Annotated in this window: 25 protein-coding genes; 12 read left to right on the forward strand and 13 right to left on the reverse strand. The window is 53.4% G+C overall.

Annotation, left to right across the window (positions count from 1 at the left end; genetic code table 11):
- Positions 1-2: 2 nt before the first annotated feature.
- From LJA86_RS08285 to pspA, 10 genes are all read right to left on the reverse strand, one after another.
- Positions 3-791 (reverse strand): sugar phosphate isomerase/epimerase family protein, encoded by a 789-nt coding sequence (locus LJA86_RS08285; protein WP_229225999.1) that lies wholly within the window; start codon positions 789-791, stop codon positions 3-5.
- Positions 792-808: 17 nt separating this feature from the next.
- Positions 809-1,861 carry a zinc-dependent alcohol dehydrogenase gene (locus tag LJA86_RS08290; protein ID WP_229226000.1) on the reverse strand — a complete coding sequence of 351 codons (1,053 nt, stop codon included), beginning with the start codon at positions 1,859-1,861 and terminating at the stop codon, positions 809-811.
- 28 nt (positions 1,862-1,889) lie between these two features.
- Positions 1,890-2,732, reverse strand: coding sequence for a carbohydrate ABC transporter permease (locus tag LJA86_RS08295; RefSeq protein ID WP_008501243.1), 843 nt, complete (start codon positions 2,730-2,732; stop codon positions 1,890-1,892).
- The gene (locus LJA86_RS08300; RefSeq protein WP_045908871.1) at positions 2,719-3,600 is read right to left on the reverse strand and encodes a carbohydrate ABC transporter permease; all 882 of its coding nucleotides are present in this window, start codon (positions 3,598-3,600) and stop codon (positions 2,719-2,721) included. The genes LJA86_RS08295 and LJA86_RS08300 overlap by 14 nt, the downstream gene beginning before the upstream one ends.
- Before the next feature lie 22 nt (positions 3,601-3,622).
- Positions 3,623-4,915 carry an ABC transporter substrate-binding protein gene (locus tag LJA86_RS08305; RefSeq protein ID WP_063621847.1) on the reverse strand — a complete coding sequence of 431 codons (1,293 nt, stop codon included), beginning with the start codon at positions 4,913-4,915 and terminating at the stop codon, positions 3,623-3,625.
- Positions 4,916-4,929: 14 nt separating this feature from the next.
- Positions 4,930-6,627 carry an alpha-amylase family glycosyl hydrolase gene (locus LJA86_RS08310; RefSeq protein ID WP_267491593.1) on the reverse strand — a complete coding sequence of 566 codons (1,698 nt, stop codon included), beginning with the start codon at positions 6,625-6,627 and terminating at the stop codon, positions 4,930-4,932.
- Positions 6,628-6,823: 196 nt separating this feature from the next.
- Positions 6,824-7,048 (reverse strand): phage shock protein PspD, encoded by a 225-nt coding sequence (gene pspD / locus LJA86_RS08315; protein ID WP_023312043.1) that lies wholly within the window; start codon positions 7,046-7,048, stop codon positions 6,824-6,826.
- 12 nt (positions 7,049-7,060) lie between these two features.
- Entirely contained in the window at positions 7,061-7,420 is a 360-nt protein-coding gene (gene pspC / locus LJA86_RS08320) for an envelope stress response membrane protein PspC (protein WP_023617934.1), read from the reverse strand.
- Complete coding sequence (gene pspB / locus LJA86_RS08325) at positions 7,420-7,644, reverse strand: envelope stress response membrane protein PspB (protein ID WP_023312045.1); 225 nt, start codon at positions 7,642-7,644, stop codon at positions 7,420-7,422. The genes pspC and pspB overlap by 1 nt, the downstream gene beginning before the upstream one ends.
- Before the next feature lie 49 nt (positions 7,645-7,693).
- Positions 7,694-8,362, reverse strand: coding sequence for a phage shock protein PspA (pspA, locus tag LJA86_RS08330; protein ID WP_023617933.1), 669 nt, complete (start codon positions 8,360-8,362; stop codon positions 7,694-7,696).
- Positions 8,363-8,528: 166 nt separating this feature from the next.
- Between pspA and pspF the strand changes: the two genes are divergently transcribed.
- Together pspF and LJA86_RS08340 are read left to right on the forward strand one after the other, a co-directional pair.
- Positions 8,529-9,506, forward strand: coding sequence for a phage shock protein operon transcriptional activator (gene pspF / locus LJA86_RS08335; RefSeq protein WP_229226001.1), 978 nt, complete (start codon positions 8,529-8,531; stop codon positions 9,504-9,506).
- A gap of 81 nt (positions 9,507-9,587) precedes the next feature.
- Positions 9,588-9,863, forward strand: coding sequence for a hypothetical protein (locus LJA86_RS08340; RefSeq protein ID WP_008501233.1), 276 nt, complete (start codon positions 9,588-9,590; stop codon positions 9,861-9,863).
- A 62-nt stretch (positions 9,864-9,925) separates the two neighbouring features.
- Here LJA86_RS08340 and LJA86_RS08345 read toward each other — a convergent pair whose 3' ends face one another.
- Entirely contained in the window at positions 9,926-10,474 is a 549-nt protein-coding gene (locus LJA86_RS08345; RefSeq protein ID WP_229226002.1) for a hypothetical protein, read from the reverse strand.
- Between the two features lie 377 nt (positions 10,475-10,851).
- Here LJA86_RS08345 and sapA point away from each other — a divergent pair, with 377 nt between their 5' ends.
- The 6 genes from sapA (at position 10,852) to LJA86_RS08375 (ending at position 17,221) form a co-directional block, all read left to right on the forward strand.
- Positions 10,852-12,492, forward strand: coding sequence for an ABC transporter substrate-binding protein SapA (gene sapA / locus LJA86_RS08350; protein ID WP_048223600.1), 1,641 nt, complete (start codon positions 10,852-10,854; stop codon positions 12,490-12,492).
- Entirely contained in the window at positions 12,489-13,454 is a 966-nt protein-coding gene (gene sapB / locus LJA86_RS08355) for a putrescine export ABC transporter permease SapB (RefSeq protein ID WP_023616846.1), read from the forward strand. Before sapA ends, sapB begins: the two co-directional genes overlap by 4 nt.
- Positions 13,441-14,331 carry a putrescine export ABC transporter permease SapC gene (sapC, locus tag LJA86_RS08360; protein ID WP_229226003.1) on the forward strand — a complete coding sequence of 297 codons (891 nt, stop codon included), beginning with the start codon at positions 13,441-13,443 and terminating at the stop codon, positions 14,329-14,331. Before sapB ends, sapC begins: the two co-directional genes overlap by 14 nt.
- Entirely contained in the window at positions 14,331-15,323 is a 993-nt protein-coding gene (sapD, locus tag LJA86_RS08365; protein ID WP_025756605.1) for a putrescine export ABC transporter ATP-binding protein SapD, read from the forward strand. Before sapC ends, sapD begins: the two co-directional genes overlap by 1 nt.
- Before the next feature lies 1 nt (position 15,324).
- Positions 15,325-16,131 (forward strand): putrescine export ABC transporter ATP-binding protein SapF, encoded by an 807-nt coding sequence (gene sapF, locus LJA86_RS08370; RefSeq protein WP_008501227.1) that lies wholly within the window; start codon positions 15,325-15,327, stop codon positions 16,129-16,131.
- A gap of 148 nt (positions 16,132-16,279) precedes the next feature.
- Positions 16,280-17,221, forward strand: coding sequence for an ATP-grasp fold amidoligase family protein (locus tag LJA86_RS08375; protein ID WP_229226004.1), 942 nt, complete (start codon positions 16,280-16,282; stop codon positions 17,219-17,221).
- On the opposite strand, the gene LJA86_RS08380 is transcribed toward LJA86_RS08375, so the two are convergent.
- Positions 17,202-18,266: an ATP-binding protein gene (locus LJA86_RS08380; RefSeq protein WP_229226005.1), complete on the reverse strand. Its 1,065-nt coding sequence runs from the start codon at positions 18,264-18,266 to the stop codon at positions 17,202-17,204. The two genes, LJA86_RS08375 and LJA86_RS08380, sit on opposite strands and share 20 nt — an antisense overlap.
- A complete protein-coding gene (locus LJA86_RS08385; RefSeq protein WP_229226006.1) occupies positions 18,263-18,967 on the reverse strand; it encodes a response regulator in 705 nt (234 codons plus the stop codon). The genes LJA86_RS08380 and LJA86_RS08385 overlap by 4 nt, the downstream gene beginning before the upstream one ends.
- Before the next feature lie 271 nt (positions 18,968-19,238).
- On the opposite strand from LJA86_RS08385, the gene LJA86_RS08390 reads away from it, so the two are divergent.
- The 4 genes from LJA86_RS08390 (at position 19,239) to LJA86_RS08405 (ending at position 25,016) form a co-directional block, all read left to right on the forward strand.
- Entirely contained in the window at positions 19,239-19,625 is a 387-nt protein-coding gene (locus tag LJA86_RS08390; RefSeq protein ID WP_229226258.1) for a transporter, read from the forward strand.
- 95 nt (positions 19,626-19,720) lie between these two features.
- A complete protein-coding gene (locus LJA86_RS08395; RefSeq protein ID WP_229226007.1) occupies positions 19,721-22,816 on the forward strand; it encodes a multidrug efflux RND transporter permease subunit in 3,096 nt (1,031 codons plus the stop codon).
- A 270-nt stretch (positions 22,817-23,086) separates the two neighbouring features.
- Positions 23,087-23,875, forward strand: coding sequence for an enoyl-ACP reductase FabI (gene fabI / locus LJA86_RS08400; RefSeq protein WP_003856831.1), 789 nt, complete (start codon positions 23,087-23,089; stop codon positions 23,873-23,875).
- A gap of 154 nt (positions 23,876-24,029) precedes the next feature.
- Positions 24,030-25,016 carry a CMD domain-containing protein gene (locus tag LJA86_RS08405; RefSeq protein ID WP_008501221.1) on the forward strand — a complete coding sequence of 329 codons (987 nt, stop codon included), beginning with the start codon at positions 24,030-24,032 and terminating at the stop codon, positions 25,014-25,016.
- Positions 25,017-25,090 lie beyond the last annotated feature (74 nt).

The following is a 25,090-nucleotide window of genomic DNA, read 5'->3' on the forward strand; positions in this document are numbered from 1 at the left end:
CCTTAGCATTCACGTAAATAAGTGAGGGAATCCCGATAAGCCTGAGCGGGATCTTCAGCACGTACGCGGCACTCGTAAACCACATAGCCCTGGTAATTATCCGCACGCAGCTGATCGAACAGGCTGGCAAAATCGAGGCTACCGCTTCCCGGCTGGTAACGGTGGTTATCAGCGATGTGCACGTGGCCCAGCAGATCGCGATGCTGATGCAGCGCCTCCGTCAGCGAATCTTCTTCAATGTTCATATGATAGAAATCACCGATGATCTGCACGTGCTTGAGGGCGTTCTCTTCGATATAGCGTCGTGCGTCAGCCAGGGTGTTGATCATGTGATCCTGATAGCGGTTCAGCGGCTCCAGATAGACGGTGGTTCCGGTGCGCGCTGCCACCTCATCCAACCGGCGCAGCGAAGCACTTACCGCTTTGCGGTCGCCTTCGAGGCTGCGTGGTGAAGTCATAGGCGGTAAACGGAAGGTGAACATGCCCCAGGCTGCAGGCACGATAATGCCCTTGCCGCCCACTTCGGCCAGCGCTTCCAGAATGCGTTCAATCTGGGCTAAGCCGTTCAGACGACGCTCTTCGATAAAGTCACCAATCCAGCCATCGTATCCGCCGCAGGCGGTCGTGACCGGCAGGCCGGTGGCCTTAATCGCCGCTTTCACCTCGGCGAGGTTTTCCACCAGCAGCTTGCCGTCAATTTCATAGCCATCAAAACCCATCGCTTTGATGTACTCGAATTTCTCCAGGATATTGCCCGGGAAAAAGGCCTGATTTTGTGTTGCGATTTTCATGAGTTGCTTTCCTTAGCTTAAAAAGTGACGCCCATTTTGATGCTCAGTTCCGGATGCTGATCCACATATTTCATGTAGCTTTCAGCGCTGCTGGTGAAGGTCACGACCGGGTCGATCAGATCTTCACAATTCAGATAACCGTTCATCAGCAGTTCCCAGCAGGTCTCTTCAATACGCTTGCGGCTCCAGCGCGGGTAGTCCGGGTTTGGCTCACTGCAGGCGCGGGAGAAGACAATCTTCGCGTTGTTGAAGTGCGCTTCACGCCCCAGATTGAAGCCTGCAGCGAACGGTTTAGCGAACGCAACGTAGGAAATGGTGCCGCCGTAGGCGAGGCCGCGTAGTGCGGACTGCAGCGCATCGGCAAAGCCGCTGGTCTCGATGATCACGTCTGCGCCCTGCTTTCCGGTCAGCTTTTTAATTTCCAGACCGACATCTGTGCCGATTGGGTTCAGGCAATGGTCTGCGCCATGACGGCGGGCAATGTCGCAACGGTGTTCGATAGGATCCACGCCGATGACGACTGACGCGCCGGCTTTTTTCGCCAGTTGGATCGCAATCTGCCCAATCGCGCCGAGGCCTACCACCACGACAAAGTCCCCGACCCGCACGTTGGCATCACGCACGCCGCTCATAGCAAACTGTGCCGGATCGTAGCAGACGGCATTCTTCCAGGAGGCACCCTGCGGCATTTTGCGCAGCTTGTAGTTGTTGACGGCATTCACGATGACCGTCTCCTGGAGCGGCCCGTAACAGCAGACGCGATCGCCCGTCTGGTATTCCGTGACGTCAGCGCCGCATTCGATAATGTCGCCGACAATCATATTACCCAGCTGGAACTTACCGAATTCGATCCCGCGGGCCGCCCCCTCTTCGCGCGGGGTAAACATCTGCCACTCCGTATTGAACTCTTCATCGATAAACGGACTTGCCGCGCGGAAATCCACCACTTCGGTACCGTGTTTCGGTGCGCCAAAGCAGGCACGAATTTTCACTTCATGTCCCGCAACCGGGCGATCTTCATACTCTACGAGCGCCGCCACGCGTGGCGCTGTCGCAACTAATTTTTTCATGATTGACTCCTTGTTAAAATTGGCCGCCTCAGCCCTTCACGCCACCGGCGGTCAAACCACTTTTAATAAAACGTTCAGACAGGGCGTACATGATGACCACCGGAAGTGCCGTCACCAGCGATGCCGCCATCATGCGACCCCAGATATAATCAGGTGTGCTAAAGAGCGTGTTCAGCCCGACCGGCAAGGTGAAGTTGCTGGCGCTGGACAGGAAAATGGACGCAAACAGATAGTCGTTCCACGCTACCATGAAGCAGTAGACAAACACCGATACGAGCCCGGATATCGCCAGCGGCACGGTAATACGGAAGATGATTTGCAGGCGGTTAAGGCCGTCCATCATTGCGGCTTCTTCTATTTCGTCCGGGATGGTGTCGAAGTAGCTGCGCAGCATGAACACCGCCGTCGGTAACGTCTGCGTCACCATGGTGATAATCAGCGCCAGCTCGGTGTCGTAGATCCCCAGCGCGGTGATGATTTTGAACAACGGCACCACCAGCAAGATGCCGGAGAACATGTAGACGGTGTAAAAACTCGCATTGATCGTCGTGCGGCCCTTAAAACGCAGCTTGGACAAGGCGTAAGCGCCCAGCGTACCGAGAAACACGGCAATCACCGATGAGGTCAGCGACACCACCATGCTGTTTCTGAAGTAATCCACAAACGGGAAGATCAGCGGGTTAAAGATGTCGATGTAATGCTGCAGCGTCCACGCCTGCGGCAGAATGGTCGGATGGAGCGAGATCGCCTCTTTGGCGCTCTTGAATGACGTCATCAGCATCACGAAGAACGGGAAAAGCGTGATGATCAGAAATACCGCCAGCCCCAGATAAAAACCAATACGGCTCAGTACGCGTTTATTTGTTGCCATTGAGGTTCACCCTTTTTCTGGTCAGCAGAATCACAGCGAAGATAATCACGAACAGCACCACAGAGATCGCCGCTGCTTTGCCCAAATCGTTGAAAGCGAATGCGGTTTTGTAGAGATAGACGCCCAAAATATCGACCTTCGTGGTCAGCAGGTAGACGTCAGCAAACATGTAGAACATCCAGATGGTGCGAAGCGTGACCACCGTGGCCAGCACCGGCATAATCGCGGGCAGCGTGACGATACGAAAACGCTGCCAGGCATTTGCGCCGTCCATTTCCGCCGCTTCATACAGGGATTTATCAATGGTCTGTAAAATCGCCAGGAATGAGATAAATGCGTACGGGAAGTAACGCCAGATAGCGAACAGCACCACCAGTACGAAGCTGCTGTTCGGGTTGTCAAACCACAGCGGCGCCTGGTCATACAGGTGCAACAGGTCTACACCCAGATAGTTCACGATGCCGTAGCCGTTGTTGAACATGTATTTCCAGGCAAACACCAGCGAAATAGACGGCGTGACGTAGGATAAAATCACCAGTGAACGTGCCGTCTTGCGCAGGCGAAACTCACGATTAAAGAAGATGGCGACGGCAAGACCCAGCACCGTGCTACCAATTACGACCAGCGCCGTGTACCAGAAAGTCATCCACAGCGAGTGCCAGAAAGCAGCATCGCTGAGAATGCGAATGTAATTGTCCAGTCCGACAAACACGGCGCTAATGCGCGGATTGAGCGGCAAGCGTAAAAAACTGATTTCAATATTGGAAATCATTGGCCAGGCCACCAGGCCCCCCAGCAGAATCAGGCTGGGGGCCAACAGCAGCATGGCGAAAGGCATATCTGAACGACCAGAAAACAACGTCTTCATAATTTCCTTCCGCAGAGCGCTCCTATCGTTGTGTAATGAGATCAGTCAGTCGCTTCTGGCTGCTGCTTAACGTTGTGTTAAGGTCCTTCTGCCCCACCGTGACGTTATGCACCATGGAACTGATAATGCCGGAGCCCGTCACGTCGCCCATGCGGGTGAAGTTTTTATCCCCCACGGCGCCAAACACCTGCACGTTCGGGAACTGCGCAATCAGCTCATAAGGCAACTGCCCAAACGCTTTAATCACATCGTTGTTTTTCCAGGTCTCCGTGCCCACCACCAGTTTGTTTACCGGCAGCGCCGCGCCCGGCGACATCATGACCCAGTCCGTCGCGTTTTGAGCCTGTTCCATCCAGGTAACAAACTTCTCGGCCGCTTTGGTCTCCGCTTCGGTTTGTCCGGTGGTGATCGTGAGCGAGGTGATCATGCCGTACACCGCCGATGACGTTTCAGTCGGGACAACGAAGCCCAGATTAGAAGGGTTTCCGTCCTTGTAGACGGCAGGCAGGATGTAGGTGGAGTAAACCGCCATCGGCGCAGAACCGTTCATGAAGGCGTCTTTGATCTCCATGACATCGTTCGAACCCGGCATGGTGGTCGCAGCCAGCGCTTTATAAAACGCCAGCGCTTTTGCCATTTCCGGGGTATCGATATCGACATTGCCTTTTGCATCAAACACGTTCGCGCCACCGGAAAGGGCAAACTGAGAGAATGACTGCTCGGTCATCACGCTTTCCGCCGTCGGCAGCGCGATGCCGTAATGCTTTTTAGCCGGGTCGTTCAGGCGCTGGCTGGCTTGCAGAAGCTGTTCCCAGTTATGCGGCTCCTCAATGCCCGCCGCGGCCAGCACATCTTTGTGATACCAGACGCCGGAAAGCCAGGCGCTGACCGGCACGCCCGTCCAGGCTGCGCCATCTTCCGTACGGACTACGCGTAAGATTCCGTCATAGAAGGTGTTTTCCCCCACCGCCTTAACGGCCTCAGCGATAGCGTCACGATCCAGAAGCTGTTCTTTATCCATCACTTTTGCGTAGTCATGGCTGACCTCAATCACTTCAGGCAGCGCGCCGGTTCTTGCCAGCGTAATCACCTTGGTGTTGTAGGCATCCTCTTCCACCGGTACCTGTTTTACCGTAATGTCAGGGTTCTCTTTCTCGAATTTTTCGATCAGTTTCGTAATAACGGCCTGACGCTCCTGCTCTACCGACGAGTGCATAAACTCAATGGTGACAGAGGACGCTTTGTCATCCTTACAGCCTGATAACAGGGCGCACGAAACCAGTGCTGATATCAGCACAATTCTGGGTGTTTTCATGTTTAAGGTCCTTTTTAGTTTTCTTTAATCCACAAAACCTGCCATGGATTTAGGGTCAGAGTCGTATCGGTAATATCTTCTCCGCTAATCAATTCCCTTCCGGCGTGAATATCAGACTCAACCGTTTGAGGAGCATCACTGAAATTAAATAGCGCTGTTATTTTTTCACCACAATCCGCCACGCGAACAATTTTTAAAACATGCTCACCTGACGTGCTAAAATAAGCCTGACTGTCCGGGTGGAATGCTTTTTCCGCACGACGAAGTATGATTAACTGGCTTAACGCACAATAGACCTGATAACGCAGACTGCTTTTATCTTCAAGCGCGCTATCAATTTGTCCTGCGGTATATTTTTCGCGATTTATCGCACGGTTATATCCCAGACGCTCTACGCCGTCATAATCATTACGGGAGCCGAGAATACTCTGGATATAAATCGCAGGCACACCGGGGAAGCTTAAAAGGACGGCATGGGCCAGAATAAACCGGGCTATGCGATCGCTATCATGACTTTCTCGCGTACTTAATGCATCCAGATAGGTCACATTAATTTCATAAGGGCTTCGTGTGCCATCCGGGTTATTTTTCCAGTTAACTAACGCGCCTTCAGACTGAAGCTTCTCTACAAGCGAGAGGATCTCCGACTCAGGTAATATTCCGCGTAATGGGTTAAGACCAATGCCATCATGCGAGGCCAGGAAGTTGAACCAGGTCGTTTTTGTGGAAGGCAACGCCAGCGACGCCGCCCACTGGCTCAGCGTGCGCACATCCTGACAATGCACCGCATGCAGCACCAGCGGGGGCAACGAGAACTGATAAACCATCTGCGCTTCATTTTCGCCGTCACCGAAGTAAGAGACGTTATCTTTATGCGGAACGTTCGTCTCGGTGATTATCACCGTGCCGGGGGCAACCGCCTCGGTAATGGCGCGGAAAAGCTGGATGAGCTGGTGGGTTTGCTCAAGGTGAATGCAGCTCGTTCCCGGTATTTTCCACATGAACCCAACGGCATCCAGTCGAATATATCGCGCCCCTTCAATAAGGTAATGCAGCAGCACGTCGACCATCGCAATCAGCACCTGCGGAGAGGCGAAGTTGAGATCAACCTGGTCCTCACTGAAGGTGGTCCACAAATGTCGCACGCTACCATCATGCAGCGCGAAAGGCGTAAGAAGCGGTAAGGCACGCGGACGCGTCACCGCGGATAAATCTGTTTCAGGATCGACAGAAATAAAGAAATCATCATACCCTGGCATTTGCTTCAGGTAATTAGCAAACCAGGCACTTTTGGCCGACATATGATTGCAGACGAAATCAAACATCAGGCTGGCTGACTGTTTTAATTCAGCAACATCTCGCCATGTTCCGGTTTCAGGCGCAACTTCATGATAATCAATGACAGAAAAGCCGTCGTCCGAGGACCACGGATAAAAAGGCAAAAGATGGACATGAGAAAAAGAACGCGAAAGCCATTTGTTATAAAAACGTGTAAAAACAGGGAGTGCTTTCTCCCCTTTCGCTGAAAACTGGTCGGCGTAGGTTATCAGAACGACATCTTTTTCATCCCAGCCCATTTTACGCTTTTCTGTAATAACAGAGGCGGCCTTTTCAATATTTTCCAGCAGCACATGAAGATGTGCTTCAGAAAACGTTTTTCCATAAACAAGATCAATGAGTGCTTTGATTTTTTCGTTCACTTTATTTTCCATGGTAGCGGTCCCACGGAGTGGCAATCTACTCCCATGAAAAATATCTGTCAACGGACCGGGCAGGAGAAAAACACGATTGCAAAGCAGCTCAGCACAATATTGTGAGCTGCCGCAAAGAAAGCAGGGTTAACGAGGAAGTGCGGTTAATCATCGCCAGCCCCTCTCCTGGAAGAGTAAGGGCTAACGCGTGAGGGAATTACTGGGACAAGTAGCGGCGCGACAGCCGTTTTGCCACTTTTTGCAACAGCGGTTCGAGCGCCACGGCCAGAACCATTCTGACCGGCTTGCGGGCAACGGATTTTATCGCCCACCCCGCCACGCCTGCCGGGCCGAAACGTAACGCGGTCAGCAGGACCAGTTTACCTGCGATTTTGAGGCCGGGTTTAACCTTCTGACCGGCCTGTTGCCAGTGTTGTTTCATCTCTTCTCTCTCTTAAAGCTGACGAAAACGACTTCTCAGCGTAAAAGTATCCGACGTGACATAGCGTTCCATTTCCCGTAACCGCTTCTCCCCGGCAGCGAGTTGTTCATCAACAGCATTAAGGAGATCGCTGCTGGTGGGGGCGCCTTCCGCCGCCAGTTCTCCTTCCGGCATCGGGTCAAGAACAAACGACAGCACGATGTACGCGACCAGGGTAATAAATGCCAGACCAAAGAAGATCGACAGCACCGTCACCACGCGCACCAGCTTAACCGGGACGTCAAGATAATGAGCCAGCCCGGCACAGACGCCGCGTACCATGCCCTGCTGTGGAATTCGCCACAGCTTTTTGTTCAGATTCAGTCCAGACATTAACGGTCCCTCCAGTTTGGATGTTCAGCATCCAGGATGGCTTCCAGCGCCTGAATGCGTTCACGCATTTTGTTCGCCTCATCGGAGAGCTGTACCAGACGCTGTTGTTCACTCTGGGAGAGTTCGCCCCGTGAGGAACGGTTGCTGTAGTGCAGCCATAGCCAAATCGGCAAAACGAACAGCACGAAAATAGTCAGGGGAATAGCCAGAAAAAGCGCGCTCATGTGTACTCCTTGTCTTACGATGCGGCACGTTCAGGTGCCGCACGAATTATTATTGGTTATCTTGCTTCATTTTGGCTTTCAGTGCCGCCAGTTGCTCGCTGATTTCATCATCGGCCTTGAGGTCAGCAAACTGCTGATCCAGCGACTTCTGCTTACCGATACCGTGACTTTCGGCTTCCGCTTCCATCTGGTCGATACGACGCTCAAACGACTCAAAACGGGCCATCGCTTCATCCAGCTTACCGCTGTCGAGCTGGCGACGTACGTCGCGGGAAGAGCTTGCCGCCTGGTGACGCAGGGTCAGCGCCTGCTGACGCGCGCGGGTTTCGCTCAGTTTGTTTTCCAGCTCGCCAATCTCTTTCTTCATGCGGGTGAGCGTGTCATCCACCAGCGTCACTTCATGCTCGAGCGTCGCGACCATGTCTGCCAGCTTCTGTTTTTCGATCAGCGCCGCACGGGCCAGATCCTCTTTGTCTTTGCGCAGCGCGAGCTCTGCTTTTTCCTGCCATTCGTTCAGCTGAGCGGTGGCCTGTTCAATACGACGCGTAAGCTGTTTTTTCTCCGCCAGCGCGCGGGCGGAGGTAGAGCGGACTTCAACCAGCGTGTCTTCCATTTCCTGAATCATCAGACGCACCAGCTTCTGCGGATCTTCCGCTTTCTCCAGCAGTGAGTTGATGTTGGCGTTCACGATGTCGGCAAAACGAGAAAAAATACCCATAATTGACTCCTCATAGTTCTGTTATCGGGCGATGCCCTGCTGCACAGATAATACAAATCTCATGCCAACTTTTTATCTTATTGATTTAACAGGCCATGGTTGATTTTCATGCAGTGAAGAACTATTCTTGCCTGGTGAATATCGCTAAGGAGTGGTTAATTTCATCATGCCTGGATACAAAGACAATTTACTCGGCGAAGCAAACAGTTTTCTGGAAGTGCTGGAACAGGTTTCTCGCCTGGCGCCGCTCAATAAACCGGTGCTGATTATCGGCGAGCGCGGTACGGGTAAGGAACTCATCGCCAACCGTCTCCACTACTTATCCGGGCGCTGGGACGGCCCCTTCATTTCCCTTAACTGCGCGGCGCTGAATGAAAACCTGCTCGACACCGAGCTCTTCGGCCATGAAGCGGGTGCGTTTACCGGTGCCCAGAAACGCCATCCCGGACGCTTTGAGCGCGCCGACGGCGGTACGCTGTTTCTTGATGAACTGGCCACCGCGCCCATGCTGGTGCAGGAGAAACTGCTGCGCGTGATTGAATACGGCGAGCTGGAGCGCGTCGGCGGTAGCCAGCCGCTGCAGGTGAACGTGCGCCTGGTGTGTGCCACTAACGCCAACCTGCCGGAGAGGGTGGCACAGGAGAAATTCCGTGCCGACCTGCTCGACCGCCTGGCCTTTGACGTCGTGCAGCTTCCTCCGCTGCGCGAGCGAAGAAGCGACATTATGCTGCTGGCAGACCAGTTTGCGATTCAGATGTGCCGCGAGCTCGGACTGCCGCTGTTCCCCGGCTTCAGCGATTATGCACGGGAGACGCTGCTCTCGTACCACTGGCCGGGCAATATCCGCGAGCTGAAAAACGTCGTGGAGCGTTCTGTCTATCGCCACGGCAGCAGCGAGACGGAGCTGGACAACATCATTATCGATCCTTTTCAGCGCAGCGCCCCGCCCTTGCCCGCACCAGCATCTCCAGGCGACGCCCCTGCTCTTCCCCTTGATCTGCGCCAGTTCCAGCACGACCAGGAGAAACAGCTGCTGGAGCAAAGCCTGAAGATGGCGAAATACAACCAGAAACGGGCGGCTGAACTGCTGGGTTTGACCTACCATCAGTTAAGGGCATTGCTCAAAAAGCATCAAATGCGATGACAGTGTCTATCACTTTAAAATTCACTTATTTTATGAAAAAAAAGCAATAGATGAATCAAGAAGAATAAGGATATTATTAAGATGGCTATTTTAGATTTTTTGATTTCTCTCGCATTCTGCTTAGGCGGTATTTTCTACATCTGGCATACAAGTAAAGCTCTGAGGACAGGAGTTTTTATTGGCTGGCTCAACGGAACCTATGAGAAGTATTATGTTTATTGCTCTAAACACCCCTGGAAATTCTATTTTAACCTTTTAACCATGGCGAGCGGTGGTTCGTTACTTTTAGCTGTCGGCATCATTTCACTTGATCAAAAAAACTTTATTTTCAAGACACTAAGCTCACTATTCCAGTGATGCGCTTGCTTCTGGGCACTCTTATTATTCATTATGTAGCTATCTCAGGATACTCTTTTGAATTAGTGAATTGCCTCATGGCTTATTATTTTACCGCCGTGAGCATTGACTTTTTTGACCACACGAATAGAGTCTGTGTAGAAAAAAGACGAAGCGTCATCCCACTGGCAGAATTCAATTTCACGCTTTAAGAATTCGTCATAATAGACAACCCCAGCCTTGCAACGGCAATGTTTTCCGCATGAAGGTCCTGGGTAGTTCATCCTGAAAGGGTAAGTTCCGCTAACTGTTTGCGTTGCACTTGAAACGATGATTGCTTCAGTGCTTTCCCAGAGTGTGAAAGATACGACACCCACTACAAACACAAAACAAGCCAGGAAAAACTTAACGCGCTCCAGTTTACCCTCTTTGCTTTTGACGCGTGACGAAACGCGCCATGATGCAAAGGCACCTATAGCGACTGAAATCAAGATAATTGGCCAATACACAGAACCTGGTTCTATCAAGTACGCATCGCTTGTATAGATGTCAAGCCGACACATCCCGTAAAACCATAATCCCAGGCAAAAGTATGCAAACACTTCGCGTTTGGCGGGTAGTCTGAATGCCATAATTTGTTTTACTTTAGTAAAAAATCATAATATATCAGACACATATTAGAATTAAAATGATATCGCACCTGGAATGTACCCTGCATTCCTGTCATTTTACCCAGCGAAGACGTAACTATACCGACCGACTTTGCGAAACCCTGTCTGCCGGGTTAAATCCTTCGTTTATAGCGAGTCAGATGCGCCACGAAAATGCTAAGATAGTCCATGAGGTATATTCAAAGTGGATTGCAGGTATGAACGTGCATCTGGTTGTGACGCTGAGTGACCGACTGCAAATGTTACTGCCCCCATGATGCCCTCAGGCTTAAACGACACTGGATAATGTCGTTTAAAATTAGTAGGATAGCCACTTCATATATAATACCTTAAAAATTATGCGTCTGTTTTTATCGTCCTTTTTTGCACTTGGTCTGTTTAGCAGCCAGGCCTTTGCCGCGCCCGGGCAAACGCCGCAGCCTGACATTCGTGACAGCGGCTTCGTCTATTGCGTAAGCGGCCAGGTGGATACCTTCAACCCGCAAAAAGCGGGTAGCGGCCTGATTGTGGATACCCTTGCCGCGCAGCTTTACGATCGTCTGCTTGATGTTGACCCGTACACCTACCGTCTCGTGCCCGAGCTTGCAGAAAGCTGGGAAGTGCTGGATAACGGCGCAACCTACCGTTTTCACCTGCGCGATGATGTCGCGTTTCAGCGTACGCCGTGGTTTACCCCCTCGCGCAAGCTGAACGCGGATGACGTGGTCTTCACCTTCCAGCGTATCTTCAACCGCAACCATCCGTGGCATAACGTTAACGGCAGCAATTTCCCCTATTTCGACAGTCTGCAGTTTGCCGACACCGTGAAAAGCGTACGTAAGCTCGACAACCGCACGGTTGAATTCACGCTGACGCGCCCGGATGCCTCCTTCCTCTGGCACCTGGCAACGCACTATGCATCCGTCATGTCAGCCGAATACGCGGCTCAGCTGACGAAAAAAGATCGTCAGGAACTGCTCGATCGCCAGCCGGTTGGCACCGGTCCGTTCCAGCTGGCCGAATATCGCGCCGGTCAATATATTCGTCTGCAGCGCCATGAACACTTCTGGCGCGGTACGCCGCTGATGCCGCAGGTGGTGGTCGATCTCGGCTCTGGCGGAACGGGGCGGCTCTCGAAACTGCTCACCGGGGAATGTGACGTGCTTGCCTGGCCCGCAGCCAGCCAGCTCACGATTTTGCGCGACGATCCGCGTCTGCGCCTGACGTTACGCCCCGGTATGAATATCGCTTATCTGGCCTTTAACACGGATAAGCCGCCGTTGAATAACCCTGCCGTTCGTCACGCTCTGGCGCTGGCCATTAACAACCAGCGCCTGATGCAGTCGATCTACTACGGCACGGCGGAAACCGCCGCCTCAATTTTACCGCGCGCCTCGTGGGCCTACGACGGTGAGGCTAAAATTACGGAATACAATCCGGCAAAAGCGCGTGAACAGTTGAAGGCGCTGGGGGCGGAAAACCTGACGCTGCAACTTTGGGTGCCCACCAGTTCCCAGGCGTGGAACCCCAGCCCGCTCAAGACCGCCGAACTGCTGCAGGCAGATATGGCGCAGGTAGGCGTTAAAGTGATCATCGTACCGGTAGAGGGCCGTTTCCAGGAGGCGCGCCTGATGGATATGAATCATGATTTAACCCTCACCGGCTGGGCCACCGACAGCAACGACCCGGACAGCTTCTTCCGGCCGCTGCTGAGCTGTGCGGCGATAAACTCGCAGACCAACTACGCCCACTGGTGTAACCGGGAGTTTGACGCCGTGCTGCAAAAAGCGCTGGCTTCCCAACAGCTGGCCTCGCGCATCGACGCCTATGATGAAGCGCAGAAGATCCTTGCTCAGGAACTGCCGGTGCTGCCGCTGGCTTCTTCCCTGCGCCTTCAGGCGTATCGCTATGATATTAAAGGCCTGGTCCTGAGCCCGTTTGGCAACGCCTCGTTCGCTGGCGTGTCGCGTGAAAAAGAACAAGAGGTGAAAAAACCATGATTATTTTTACCTTGCGTCGGCTCCTTTTGCTGCTGGTGACGCTCTTTTTCCTGAACTTTGTCGGCTTTAGCCTGAGCTATTTCACGCCCCACGCCCCGCTCCAGGGATCGTCGCTGTGGGATGCCTGGCTCTTCTGGTTTAACGGGCTGCTGCACTGGGATTTCGGCGTATCCAGCATTAACGGGCAGCTTATTTCCGATCAGTTGAAAGAGGTTTTCCCGGCCACGATGGAACTGTGCATTCTGGCCTTCGGTTTTGCCCTGATGGTCGGGATCCCCGTGGGCATGCTGGCCGGGATATATCGCAACAAATGGCAGGATAAGTTTATCAGCGCCCTCGCCCTGCTCGGCTTCTCCATCCCTGTCTTCTGGCTGGCGCTACTGCTGACGCTTTTCTTCTCGCTGACGATGGGCTGGCTACCGGTTTCTGGCCGTTTTGACCTGCTCTACACGGTTAAATCGGTGACGGGCTTTGCCATCATCGATGCGTGGCTGTCTGATTCGGTGTGGCGTCACGAGATGATCGTCAGCGCCCTGCGCCATATGGTATTGCCGGTGCTGACGCTGGCGGTTGCGCCAACAACCGAAGTGATCCGCCTGATGCGCCTGAGCACCATCGAGGTGTTTGACCAGAACTATGTCAAAGCCGCCGCCACGCGCGGACTGTCGCGCCTGACCATCCTGCGCCGCAACGTCCTGCATAACGCGCTGCCGCCGGTTATTCCGCGTCTGGGATTACAGTTTTCCACCATGCTCACGCTGGCCATGATCACCGAGATGGTCTTTAGCTGGCCTGGCCTGGGGCGGTGGCTGATTAACGCTATCCGCCAGCAGGACTACGCCGCGATTTCCGCAGGCGTGATGGTGATTGGTTCGCTGGTGATTATTGTCAACGTGTTGTCCGATATTTTGGGTGCCATGGCCAACCCATTGAAGCATAAGGAATGGTATGCCTTACGATAGCGTATACAGTGAAAAGCGCACGCCCGGTGTGCTGCGTACCGTGTTGCGTAAATTCTATGGCGATACCACGGCAATGATCGGCCTTTATGGCTGTGCCGGTCTGGTGTTGCTGTGCGTCTTTGGCTCCTGGTTTGCGCCGTATGGCATTGACCAGCAGTTCCTTGGCTATCAGCTGCTGCCGCCGTCCTGGTCCCGCTACGGGGAAGTCTCCTTCTTCCTGGGAACGGACGACCTCGGACGTGACGTGTTGAGCCGCCTGCTGAGCGGTGCGGCCCCGACGGTGGGCGGCGCGTTTGTGGTGACGCTCGCGGCCACGATCTGCGGGCTGGCGCTGGGTATTTTTGCGGGATCCACGCATGGCCTCCGCTCGGCGGTGCTTAACCACATTCTGGATACGCTGCTGTCGATTCCGTCTCTGCTGCTGGCGATCATTGTGGTTGCCTTTGCCGGTCCGCACCTGTCGCATGCCATGTTCGCCGTCTGGCTGGCTATCCTGCCCCGCATCGTGCGCTCGGTTTACAGCATGGTGCATGACGAGCTGGAAAAAGAGTATGTCGTCGCTGCGCGTCTGGACGGCGCGACCACCTTCAACATCCTGTGGTTTGCCGTGCTGCCTAACATCGCGTCCGGGCTGGTCACCGAGATCACCCGCGCCCTGTCGATGGCGATTCTGGACATCGCGGCGCTCGGCTTCCTCGACCTCGGCGCGCAGCTGCCATCGCCTGAATGGGGTGCGATGCTTGGTGATGCGCTGGAGTTAATTTACGTGGCGCCGTGGACGGTTATGCTGCCGGGTGCGGCCATTATGGTGAGCGTGCTGCTGATCAACCTGCTGGGCGACGGTATTCGCCGTGCAATTAACGCGGGGGTGCAATAATGCCGCTTCTTGATATTCGCAACCTCACCATTGAATTCAAAACCGGTGAAGGCTGGGTTAAAGCCGTCGATCGCATCAGTATCACCCTCGCGGAAGGTGAAATCCGCGGGCTGGTGGGGGAATCCGGCTCAGGCAAAAGCCTGATCGCCAAAGCCATCTGCGGCGTGGCGAAAGATAACTGGCGCGTGACCGCCGACCGTATGCGGTTTGATGACATCGACCTGCTGCGCCTCTCTCCCCGCGAGCGGCGTAAGCTGGTCGGGCATAACGTCTCGATGATTTTCCAGGAGCCGCAGTCCTGTCTCGACCCGTCCGAACGCGTGGGCAAACAGTTGATGCAGAACATCCCCGGCTGGACCTATAAAGGCCGCTGGTGGCAGCGCATTGGCTGGCGCAAGCGTCGTGCCATTGAGCTTTTACACCGCGTCGGGATCAAAGATCACAAAGATGCGATGCGCAGCTTCCCGTACGAGTTGACCGACGGTGAATGTCAGAAAGTGATGATTGCCATCGCGCTGGCTAATCAGCCGCGTTTGCTGATTGCTGATGAACCGACGAACGCGATGGAACCCACCACGCAGGCGCAAATCTTCCGCCTGCTGTCGCGTCTCAACCAGAACAACAACACCACCATTTTGCTGATCAGCCATGACCTGCAAATGCTCAGCAAATGGGCGGATAAAATTGACGTGATGTACTGCGGACAAACGGTCGAAACCGCGCCGAGTGAAGACCTGATCACCGCGCCGCATCATCCGTATACGCAGGCGCTTATCCGCGCGATTCCGGATTTTGGCAGCGCCATGCCGCATAAGAGCCGCCTGAATACCCTGCCCGGGGCGATTCCGCTGCTGGAATCGTTGCCGATAGGCTGTCGTCTGGGGCCGCGTTGCCCGTATGCTCAGCGTAAATGTATCGAGACGCCACGCCTGACCGGGGCCAAAAATCATCTTTACGCCTGTCATTTCCCGCTGAACATGGAGAGAGAATGAAATGGTCGAAACCTTGCTGGAAGTCCGCAACCTGAGTAAGACCTTTCGCTACCGCACGGGGCTGTTTCATCGTCAAACTGTCGACGCGGTAAAACCGCTCAGCTTTACCCTGCGTGAAAAACAGACCCTGGCGATCATCGGCGAGAACGGTTCCGGGAAATCAACCCTGGCGAAAATGCTTGCTGGCATGGTTGAACCCACGGCTGGCGAAGTATTGATTGACGATCACCCTTTGACGTTCGGGGATTACTCTTTCCGCAGTCAGCGCATCCGCATGATCTTCCAGGATCCATCGACCTCACTCAATCCTCGCCAGCGCATTTCGCAGATCCTCGATTTTCCGCTGCGTCTGAACACTGACCTGGAGCCCGAGGCGCGCCGCAAGCGTATCTTCGAAACCCTGCGCATGGTTGGGCTATTACCGGACCACGAAAGCTACTACCCACACATGCTGGCCCCCGGCCAGAAACAGCGTCTGGGTCTGGCGCGTGCGTTGATTTTGCGCCCGAAAGTGATCATTGCTGACGAAGCGCTTGCCTCGCTGGATATGTCGATGCGTTCGCAGCTGATTAACCTGATGCTTGAGCTGCAGGAAAAACAGGGCATCTCGTATATCTACGTCACCCAGCATCTGGGGATGATGAAACACATCAGCGATCAGGTGATGGTTATGCACCAGGGTGAAGTGGTCGAGCGCGGCAGCACGGCGGACGTGATGGCCTCGCCGCTTCACGAGCTGACAAAACGGCTGATAGCCGGTCATTTTGGTGAAGCACTGACAGCCGATGCGTGGCGCAAAGACCGGTAAACAAACGTTGCAACGCTTAATAAGGATTAAATAGCCTTAATACGCTGTTTAATCCTTAACTTTTTCATCTCCATTGCTGCTCCATACTCTCAGCAAAATACATCAACAGTTCTTCTCCAGAATATCCGGACATTACGGAGGAGAAGAAATGAACAACGCCACTTACATTCTCAAATATACCGAGTATCTCATCAGAAAATGTCGTTCATTTTTAATGACAGACCTGTACTTTCATACTGTGAGGCTCAAGAAAACATCGGGGCAGCATCCTGATATTAAATCCCCCACGACGTTGAGTGAAAAAATATGTCATCGTCTGGTTTATGACCATAATAACGTCTATACCCTGCTTGCCGATAAACTCGCCGTTCGGGAATACGTAATCTCCAGAACAAAGCGAGTCAAAACGGTGCCATTACTTGGCGTGTACAGTAAGGTGTCCCAGATTGATTTTTCGACGCTCCCTGAAAAATTCGTCCTTAAGTGCAACCATGACAGTGGCAGCACAATAATATGTACGAACAAAGCGCAATTTAACGTCAGGGAAGCGTGTAAAAAACTCAGTCTCGCGTTAAAGAAAAATATGTACTACACCACGCGCGAATGGCAATACAAAAACATTACGCCAAAAATACTTTGCGAACCGTTTGTCGATCTCTTCGATGATGCAGACAGGAACACAGCGCCCGAAATGCTGAGGATCCATTGCTTTCATGGCGTTGCCCACTATGTTGAAGCGGATTTTACGGATGACAACGGCAAAGGTTTCATCAACGTTTACGGCAGGTACTGGAACTTACAACCCTTTCAGATGGAATATCCGAATACACCGTTGGCGCCAGGCGAACCGGCTTTGTTCCGACAAGCGTTGCTGGCATCCCAGGAGCTGGCGGATGGCATTGACTACTGCCGCGTTGACCTCATGCTAAAAAAAGATGAAATCTATTTCAGTGAAATAACCTTAAGCCCGAGACGCGGTAAACTGTCGATTACACCGCAGGAATGGGATGCTAAGCTAGGAAAAATATGGCATTTACCGCCGGCAGGCACATTTGACCTGCCGCTGACGCTCACGAGTCGGGCCAGGTGAGTTTAAATATCGAGTGGTTTTGCGTTGATAAGGTATAGGTAACATCGCCACCATGCGCCAGCATGATGGCTTTTACCACCGACAAGCCCAAACCACAGCCTTCCGGGTTCAACTGTCTGGCGCCGTTATCGCGCTGAAAGGGCTGAAACAGGAAGTCATGAAACTCCCTGGGAATACCCGGTCCCCCATCCTGAATCAGGATAAAATTGCCTTTATCCGAAACACCATTTTTTATCGTGAGCTTGCGCGAAGTTGAATAGTGTAAGGCATTGTCAAATAAAACGGTCAGACACTGATTGATGCGTAAGGGATCGAATACGCACTGTTGCTCCCTCAGTTCAGTATGGACGGTAAATGCCTTACGGTTGAACTCGGGCATGAAGGTATCGAGCGCGTCCTGTATTGTCCCTTTCAGATCCGTTTTGGCCTGGTATAACGTGTATCCTGCCCCGCCATCCGAACTGATAACCCGGAGATCTTCAATCAGACGGGTTAATCCTTCCGTCTGTTTGAGGAGGTTACTAAACAGCACCGGGTCCGGGGTAAACACCCCGTCAACCAGCCCCTGAAGCCTTCCGCGTAAAATGGTGACCGGGGTTCTGAGTTCATGCGCAATCGCAGCATTCCAGGATTTCCGCTGGATATCCAGCGTTTGCAGCTTTTCTGCCATTTCATTGAAATCCGTAACCAGGTGATTGATCTCTCCCAGCCGGGAACTGGCACAGAATGCCCTGGCGTCCAGATCGCCCTGGGAAATTTTTTTCAGGCTGGACGCGACCGCGTTCAGCGGGGTGAGTATTCGCGATGAAAGTTTGACCGTAAAGAATACGGCAATGATCAGGCTGATCGTTGTCGCGGTCCCAATCCATACCCAGTCCCACATCGTCATCTGCTCGTCATCGCCCGCAGCAGGGCCGCCGGGAAGATGATCCAGAATAAAGGAGTAAAAAAACCAGGAGCCCAGTATGGCGATGGCAATTATCGTAAACGTCAGCAACAGCATATACGTTAAGATCTGACGACTCAGGACAGATTCTTTATTCATTTCTTTTCCCCAAGCCGGTAACCCATGCCCCTGATGCTCTCGGGAACGCCATAAAGACCGGCCTGCTCCAGTTTTTTTCGCAGCTTGCTCATATGGCTGTCGACGGTTCTGTCGAGCGTATCGCCTTCCGGCAAACACGCGTTGAGCAACTCTTCACGGGAACAGACCTTGCGCGGATACCGCACCAGGTAAGAAAGCAATTTAAATTCGGTCGTCGTTAAGACCGGGGAGATAACCTCGGGCCCCGCAGTAACCTCCACGTAGAAATCATCCGGATAGACCGTAATGAATGGCGTTCTGAGCGGCAGAGCCCCCGCCTGCTGAAGCGCAGGCTTTGTTCTACGTAGCACCGCCTCAACCCGTGCGACAACTTCCGAAGGGTTGAAGGGTTTGATGACGTAATCATCCGCGCCGAGCCTCAGACCCATAAGTTTATCGACGTCCTGATCGAGAGCGGAAACCATAATGACGGGGACAGCACTTTCATGGCGAAGCGTGGTAAGCACGCTCCAGCCGTCACACTCGGGCAGGTGAATGTCCAGCAAGATGAGATCCGGTTTATGGAGGCGATTGAGCGTTATCGCCTGCTCGCCCTGCCTGGCCCTGAGCGTTTTCATTCCCGAACGCTCTAAGTAGCTCATCAGTATATCGGCGATTTCGTCTTCATCTTCAACAACAAGGATCAGCGTATTTTTGTTCATATTATCTCCGCGGGTGAAATCCCTTTAAGCACGCTATCAGATATCTTGAGCACAATAAGACACAGCCTCCGGGGAAAAGTGCCGTAGACACGAAAATTTCCCGGTTGATTTAAATGCCCGGTTATTTCTCCACACAGCCTACACATTCAGTCAATAAAGACTCGACAATGTCCGTTCAAAATCGCTAATGAGGCATAACGCGTTGTGCATTGCGCGCTGCAAATTACCACTGTTTCTTAAAGATTTTATGAAGTTGGCTGAAATAATGAATATGGAACTTTCTAAATATTTTTCTCCTAAAAAACTGGGTATATATTCCCTGTTTCTGCTGCTGTCGTGGGGGTTACTTTATACCTGGCTGGTGCTGGTACACAGAATGGATGAGAAAGTCGCCTCGACGCTGCTCTCCTCACCCCTTATCTATGGCTGCATCGCATTGTCAGTGATTTTTCTGGTCATACAAAATAAAGCCGGCGCGTTCATTGAGCTACTTATCATCGCCTTCTGGCTGATGGTGATTTTTGTTTATCTCATTATTACGTTCACCGTGCTGTTAAACGCGATGCCCGATATTGAGGATCTGATCTTTTACTATGAATGTTATTTGATCATTTTTTTTGGTGGAGCACCGCTGTACCTCATTATGAGAATGATCTGAGCCCTTGCTCCACACGGCCTCCATAAACCGCCCACTTCCGCTAAACAGGTGCGCGGTAGAGTCTCTGCCTCACTCTTTTGCACAAAAATAACCCAATGCCTCATTTTTTTATCGAACGTCCCATTTTCGCCTGGGTTGTGGCGCTGTTTATCGTCCTGACGGGTCTCCTGTCTATTCCTCGTTTGCCGGTTGCGCAGTATCCGGCGGTGGCTCCGCCAGGCATCATTATTTCCGTCAGTTACCCGGGGGCCAGCCCCGATATCATGAATACGTCGGTGATATCGTTAATCGAACGCGAAATCTCTGGCGTAGATAATTTGCTCTACTTCGAATCATCCAGCGACACAACCGGTTCGGCATCGATTACCGTCACGTTTAAACCCGGCACGGACATCAAGCTGGCACAGATGGATCTGCAGAATCAGATAAAGATCGTCGAGCCTCGTCTTCCTCAGGCGGTAAGACAAAACGGCATTAACGTCGAAGCCGCTAATTCTGGATTTTTAATGATGGTGGGGCTGAAGTCCACCAACGGTCAATTCGAGGAAGCCGACTTAAGCGATTATTTTGCCCGAAACGTCAGTGACGAGCTTCGTCGCGTGCCCGGCGTAGGGAAAGTTCAGCTGTTTGGCGGCGAAAAAGCGCTGCGTATCTGGCTGGATCCGATGAAGCTCCACAGCTACGGCCTTTCGGTGAGCGATGTGCTTACTGCTGTTGGCCAGCAAAATGCCCTGGTTTCGCCCGGCAAAACGGGAGATGAGCCAGCATCTGCGGGACAAGGCGTAACATATCCCATCACCGTGAAGGGGCAACTCACTTCGGTAGAGGCGTTCAGAAACATTACCCTGAAATCAGATGCATCGGGCGCGAGGCTGAAACTGTCCGACGTCGCGCGCGTTGAGTCCGGCCTGCAAAGTTACGCTTTCGGTATCCGCGAAAATGGCGTGCCTGCAACGGCTGCGGCAATCCAGCTCTCGCCGGGTGCCAACGCAATGAGTACGGCTTCAGGCGTACGCGCGCGCATCGGCGAGCTTTCCCAGGTATTACCGGAAGGAATGACGTTTACGGTTCCCTTCGATACCGCGCCGTTTGTGAAACTGTCTATCATGAAGGTGGTTCAGACCTTTGTAGAAGCGATGGTCCTGGTCTTCCTGGTGATGCTTCTGTTTCTGCATAAGATACGCTGTACGCTTATCCCGGCGATTGTTGCTCCCGTCGCACTTCTTGGCACCTTCACGGTGATGTTATTGAGCGGATACTCCATAAATATTCTGACGATGTTCGGCATGGTGCTGGCGATAGGGATTATCGTTGATGATGCCATTGTGGTTGTGGAGAACGTCGAACGACTGATGACGGAAAAAAGCCTCTCCCCACGGGATGCTACCCGGCAGGCCATGCAGGAGATCACCCCGGCGATTATCGGGATCACGCTGGTGCTCACTGCCGTCTTTATCCCCATGGGGTTTGCGGAGGGTTCGGTCGGGATTATTTATCGACAATTTTGTATTTCCATGGCGGTCTCCATACTGCTGTCCGCGTTTCTGGCCCTGACGCTAACGCCTGCCCTGTGCGCCACGTTGCTCAAGCCGCACAAGGCAGGAAAGAGCGGAAGTGGAAGGTTCGCGGCCAGGTTTAACGCGCGCTTCCGTTTGCTCACCGTCTGTTACGAAGCCGGGCTGAGTGCCTTTCTGAAGCGAAGCGGACGTATGCTGCTCCTGTACGTTGCGCTTTGCACGGCGCTGTTTGTTGGATTGTCTTCGTTACCGTCGTCCTTTCTGCCGGATGAAGATCAGGGCTACTTTATGTCCTCTATCCAGCTGCCTTCTGATGCCACGATGCAGCGCACCCTCAACGTGGTTAAAAAATTTGAAGCGGAAATTGCGGCCCGGCCGGACATTGAAAGCAACATTATGATCCTGGGGTTTGGCTTTTCAGGTTCTGGACCGAATTCGGCTATGGCCTTCACCACGCTGAAGGACTGGAAAAATCGGCAGGGCTCGACGGCGCAGGATGAAGCCGACCACATACAGGCCAGCATGACGAACGTCACTGATGCCGTCACAATGAGCCTGCTCCCGCCGGCCATTTCGGATATGGGCACCTCCTCGGGCTTCACCTGGTACGTTCAGGACAGAGCGGGAGCGGGCTATGAGGCTCTAAAGAGGGCCGCCGACGCGCTGGTTCTGCAGGCTAATCAACGCCCTGAACTCAGTGATGTCTATATAGACGGTCTGCCGGAAGGAACCAGCCTTGCGCTTCTGGTTGACCGGGAAAAGGCGGAAGCGATGGGCGTCCCATTCGATGAAATCAACCAGACGCTCTCCGTCACCCTGGGCTCAAATTACGTCAACGACTATACCAACAACGGCCGCGTTCAACAGGTGATTATGCAGGCCGATGCCCCCTACCGAATGCAGCCTGAACAGATACTGAAACTATCAGTGAAAAACCGGATGGGTGAGATGGTGCCGGTATCAACGTTTGCGACGATCTCCTGGAACGTTGCGCCGCAGCAGTTGACGCGCTACCAGGGTTATTCTGCTATACGGATTACCGGAATTGCGGCGTCAGGCGTATCCAGCGGCACCGCAATGAAGATCATGGAGGGTTTGTCCAGGAGCCTGCCTCAGGGCATGGCGGGTGAGTGGGCCGGGAGTTCGTTGCAGGAGAAAAAATCGGAATCGCAGCTTCCGGGCCTGATCGCCCTGTCGATACTGGTCGTGTTTATGGTGCTCGCCGCCCTGTATGAGAGCTGGTCTATTCCTTTTGCGGTCATGCTGGTTGTTCCACTGGGCCTTATCGGCGCGGTGATAGCGGTGTTTGTTGCCGGCATGACCAATGACGTGTTCTTTAAGGTCGGTCTGATTACGCTTATCGGCCTGTCGGCCAAGAACGCCATTCTGATTGTGGAGTTTGCCAGGCAGCTGCATCGCGAAGGGCAACCCCTGCTGGCGGCGACCATTCATGCCGCCAGTCAGCGCCTGCGCCCCATTCTGATGACATCGTTAGCCTTTACCTTAGGGGTTGTTCCTCTGATGCTGGCCAGTGGTGCAAGCGACAGTACGCAGCATGCCATCGGTACCGGCGTGTTTGGCGGCATGATTAGCGGTACGCTTCTCGCGATCTTCTTCGTACCGGTTTTCTTTATCGTTATTGCGCGCTTCATCGGCAACATCAGGAAAGCGTGAACACCCTTGCAGGATCGCGCCTCCTCGCTGGTTGGATGAGGCGAAGCTGTTGCCGGGTGATATACTGGACGAATGCTGAAATTTCGCGCCCCCGCGTGTCCGCGACGCATTCTTCGGGGCATACGACTTCGGAGAAGTGCGAGAAATATCGTGACACAAGGGGCTGTGAGTGGGCTATAATTTCGAGCTAATTTCGAATGATTTTGAAATACTGCCTGTAACGCTATGAATTACAAGGCAAAATAAGCAATGAATATAAGGATTAAAGCTATGGGTTTTCTTTCCGGTAAGCGCATTCTGGTGACTGGCGTTGCCAGCAAACTGTCCATCGCATACGGCATCGCACAGGCAATGCATCGCGAAGGCGCTGAGCTGGCGTTCACCTACCAGAACGACAAGCTGAAAGGCCGTGTTGAAGAGTTTGCCGCGCAGCTGGGTTCCAGCATTGTTCTGGAATGTGACGTTGCACAAGACGAAAGCATCGACGGCATGTTTGCTGAACTGGCAAAAGCATGGCCGAAATTCGACGGTTTCGTTCACTCCATCGGCTTCGCTCCTGGCGACCAGCTGGACGGCGACTACGTGAACGCGGTAACCCGTGATGGCTTCAAAATCGCGCACGACATCAGCTCCTACAGCTTCGTTGCGATGGCGAAATCCTGCCGCGCGATGCTGAACCCGGGCGCAGCCCTGCTGACCCTGTCCTACCTGGGCGCTGAACGTGCTATCCCTAACTACAACGTTATGGGTCTGGCTAAAGCGTCTCTGGAAGCCAACGTACGCTACATGGCGAACGCAATGGGTCCTGAAGGCGTGCGTGTTAACGCCATCTCTGCGGGTCCTATCCGCACCCTGGCCGCTTCCGGTATTAAAGATTTCCGTAAAATGCTGGCGCACTGCGAAGCGGTTACCCCGATTCGTCGTACCGTTACCATTGAAGATGTGGGTAACTCTGCAGCATTCCTGTGCTCTGACCTTTCCGCGGGTATCTCCGGCGAAGTGGTTCACGTTGACGGCGGCTTCAACATCGCTGCAATGAACGAACTGGAAATTAAATAAGCTGTGACTCTCTTCCCGCCCGGGAAGAGAGTATTTCCCCCCGCGTCCCCCCTTCGTTATTCCGTTCTGCTATTTGTTATCACCTAACAATATTTTTCCCTTTATCTGCCTTACGCCAGGATATTGATCGCCATTTTGAGATCAAGGAACGCACATGGAACAACGCCGTTTTTCCGGCAAAGGCCACTGGTATCATGAAACCCAGTCAAACCACGCGCAGACGGATGTTCTGCCCCTGGTGCCCGAAGCCGCTAACGTCGACGATCGTTTTTTGCTCGATTTAGCCCTGCCTGATGAGATTGTCGCCGCCTGTTCTGGCTGGCTTACTCCTGCCAGAGCCTTATGCCACCAGCTGTTTCCACTCTCAATTCCCGTGAACCGACTGCATACGCTCAGCGCTTACGATCGGCTCAGTACCGCGTTAACGGTCGCACAGGCCTGCGGCGTTCAGCGGCTCTGTAACCACTACGCCGCCCTCCTCGCCCCGCTTCCCGGCCCGGACTCCTCGCGCGAAAGCAACCGCCGCCTGGCGCAAATCACCCAGTATGCCCGCCAGCTCGCCAGCTCACCTGATGTCATTGATGATAAAGCCCGGAACCAGCTTGATGAGGTGGGCCTGTCCACGTACGACATCGTGGTGATTAACCAGATTATCGGCTTTATCGGTTTTCAGGCGCGCGTGGTCGCGATTTTTCAGGCCCTGTTGGGACATCCTGTTCGCTGGTTGCCGGGGCACCATATTCAGCCGCACACGCTTCCCGCGAGCCACGATGCGTGGATGCCGCTTTTACCCGTCGTCGAGCTGCGCTACGCGAATGCGCATCAGCTGGAGTCCCTGTCCCGCTGGCAGGCCGAACCCGCGCTCGAGGCGTTGACGCCGGTGCTTTGTCATGAGCCGACGCTGCTCGACCTGACCGGAGAAATCCTGTTAAACAGCCGCGCGGAGATACCGCAGACCTCCCCCGCACTTTCGGCAGCGGTCGAACTGCTGACCCGCTCTCCGGACCGCTTCAGCGCCGCGCAGTTTACCCCGCTCACGGATCAAGGACTCCAGGGCGAATATGCCATCACGCTGCTTACCCAAAGTGCGTTTGATGGCTGGCTCAATCGTCTGAAAGTGGCGTTTGGTAAAGAGGAATAACCACACTCATTACCCAAAGACCGCTTGCTGAGACAGTGAGAATCGCGTAAAACTGTCAGCCGCTCAATGGCTAC

Origin of the sequence: Enterobacter sp. TCD1-1 (genome assembly GCF_020567405.1) — a bacterium.
Taxonomy (GTDB): Bacteria; Pseudomonadota; Gammaproteobacteria; order Enterobacterales; family Enterobacteriaceae; genus Enterobacter; species Enterobacter quasiroggenkampii.

Coding starts and splice junctions, on each gene's coding strand:
- LJA86_RS08285 (WP_229225999.1), bottom strand. CDS start 791: ATGAAAATCGCAACACAAAATCAGGCCTTTTTCCCGGGCAATATCCTG.
- LJA86_RS08290 (WP_229226000.1), bottom strand. CDS start 1,861: ATGAAAAAATTAGTTGCGACAGCGCCACGCGTGGCGGCGCTCGTAGAG.
- LJA86_RS08295 (WP_008501243.1), bottom strand. CDS start 2,732: ATGGCAACAAATAAACGCGTACTGAGCCGTATTGGTTTTTATCTGGGG.
- LJA86_RS08300 (WP_045908871.1), bottom strand. CDS start 3,600: ATGAAGACGTTGTTTTCTGGTCGTTCAGATATGCCTTTCGCCATGCTG.
- LJA86_RS08305 (WP_063621847.1), bottom strand. CDS start 4,915: ATGAAAACACCCAGAATTGTGCTGATATCAGCACTGGTTTCGTGCGCC.
- LJA86_RS08310 (WP_267491593.1), bottom strand. CDS start 6,627: ATGGAAAATAAAGTGAACGAAAAAATCAAAGCACTCATTGATCTTGTT.
- pspD (WP_023312043.1), bottom strand. CDS start 7,048: ATGAAACAACACTGGCAACAGGCCGGTCAGAAGGTTAAACCCGGCCTC.
- pspC (WP_023617934.1), bottom strand. CDS start 7,420: ATGTCTGGACTGAATCTGAACAAAAAGCTGTGGCGAATTCCACAGCAG.
- pspB (WP_023312045.1), bottom strand. CDS start 7,644: ATGAGCGCGCTTTTTCTGGCTATTCCCCTGACTATTTTCGTGCTGTTC.
- pspA (WP_023617933.1), bottom strand. CDS start 8,362: ATGGGTATTTTTTCTCGTTTTGCCGACATCGTGAACGCCAACATCAAC.
- pspF (WP_229226001.1), top strand. CDS start 8,529: ATGCCTGGATACAAAGACAATTTACTCGGCGAAGCAAACAGTTTTCTG.
- LJA86_RS08340 (WP_008501233.1), top strand. CDS start 9,588: ATGGCTATTTTAGATTTTTTGATTTCTCTCGCATTCTGCTTAGGCGGT.
- LJA86_RS08345 (WP_229226002.1), bottom strand. CDS start 10,474: ATGGCATTCAGACTACCCGCCAAACGCGAAGTGTTTGCATACTTTTGC.
- sapA (WP_048223600.1), top strand. CDS start 10,852: ATGCGTCTGTTTTTATCGTCCTTTTTTGCACTTGGTCTGTTTAGCAGC.
- sapB (WP_023616846.1), top strand. CDS start 12,489: ATGATTATTTTTACCTTGCGTCGGCTCCTTTTGCTGCTGGTGACGCTC.
- sapC (WP_229226003.1), top strand. CDS start 13,441: ATGCCTTACGATAGCGTATACAGTGAAAAGCGCACGCCCGGTGTGCTG.
- sapD (WP_025756605.1), top strand. CDS start 14,331: ATGCCGCTTCTTGATATTCGCAACCTCACCATTGAATTCAAAACCGGT.
- sapF (WP_008501227.1), top strand. CDS start 15,325: ATGGTCGAAACCTTGCTGGAAGTCCGCAACCTGAGTAAGACCTTTCGC.
- LJA86_RS08375 (WP_229226004.1), top strand. CDS start 16,280: ATGAACAACGCCACTTACATTCTCAAATATACCGAGTATCTCATCAGA.
- LJA86_RS08380 (WP_229226005.1), bottom strand. CDS start 18,266: ATGAATAAAGAATCTGTCCTGAGTCGTCAGATCTTAACGTATATGCTG.
- LJA86_RS08385 (WP_229226006.1), bottom strand. CDS start 18,967: ATGAACAAAAATACGCTGATCCTTGTTGTTGAAGATGAAGACGAAATC.
- LJA86_RS08390 (WP_229226258.1), top strand. CDS start 19,239: ATGGAACTTTCTAAATATTTTTCTCCTAAAAAACTGGGTATATATTCC.
- LJA86_RS08395 (WP_229226007.1), top strand. CDS start 19,721: ATGCCTCATTTTTTTATCGAACGTCCCATTTTCGCCTGGGTTGTGGCG.
- fabI (WP_003856831.1), top strand. CDS start 23,087: ATGGGTTTTCTTTCCGGTAAGCGCATTCTGGTGACTGGCGTTGCCAGC.
- LJA86_RS08405 (WP_008501221.1), top strand. CDS start 24,030: ATGGAACAACGCCGTTTTTCCGGCAAAGGCCACTGGTATCATGAAACC.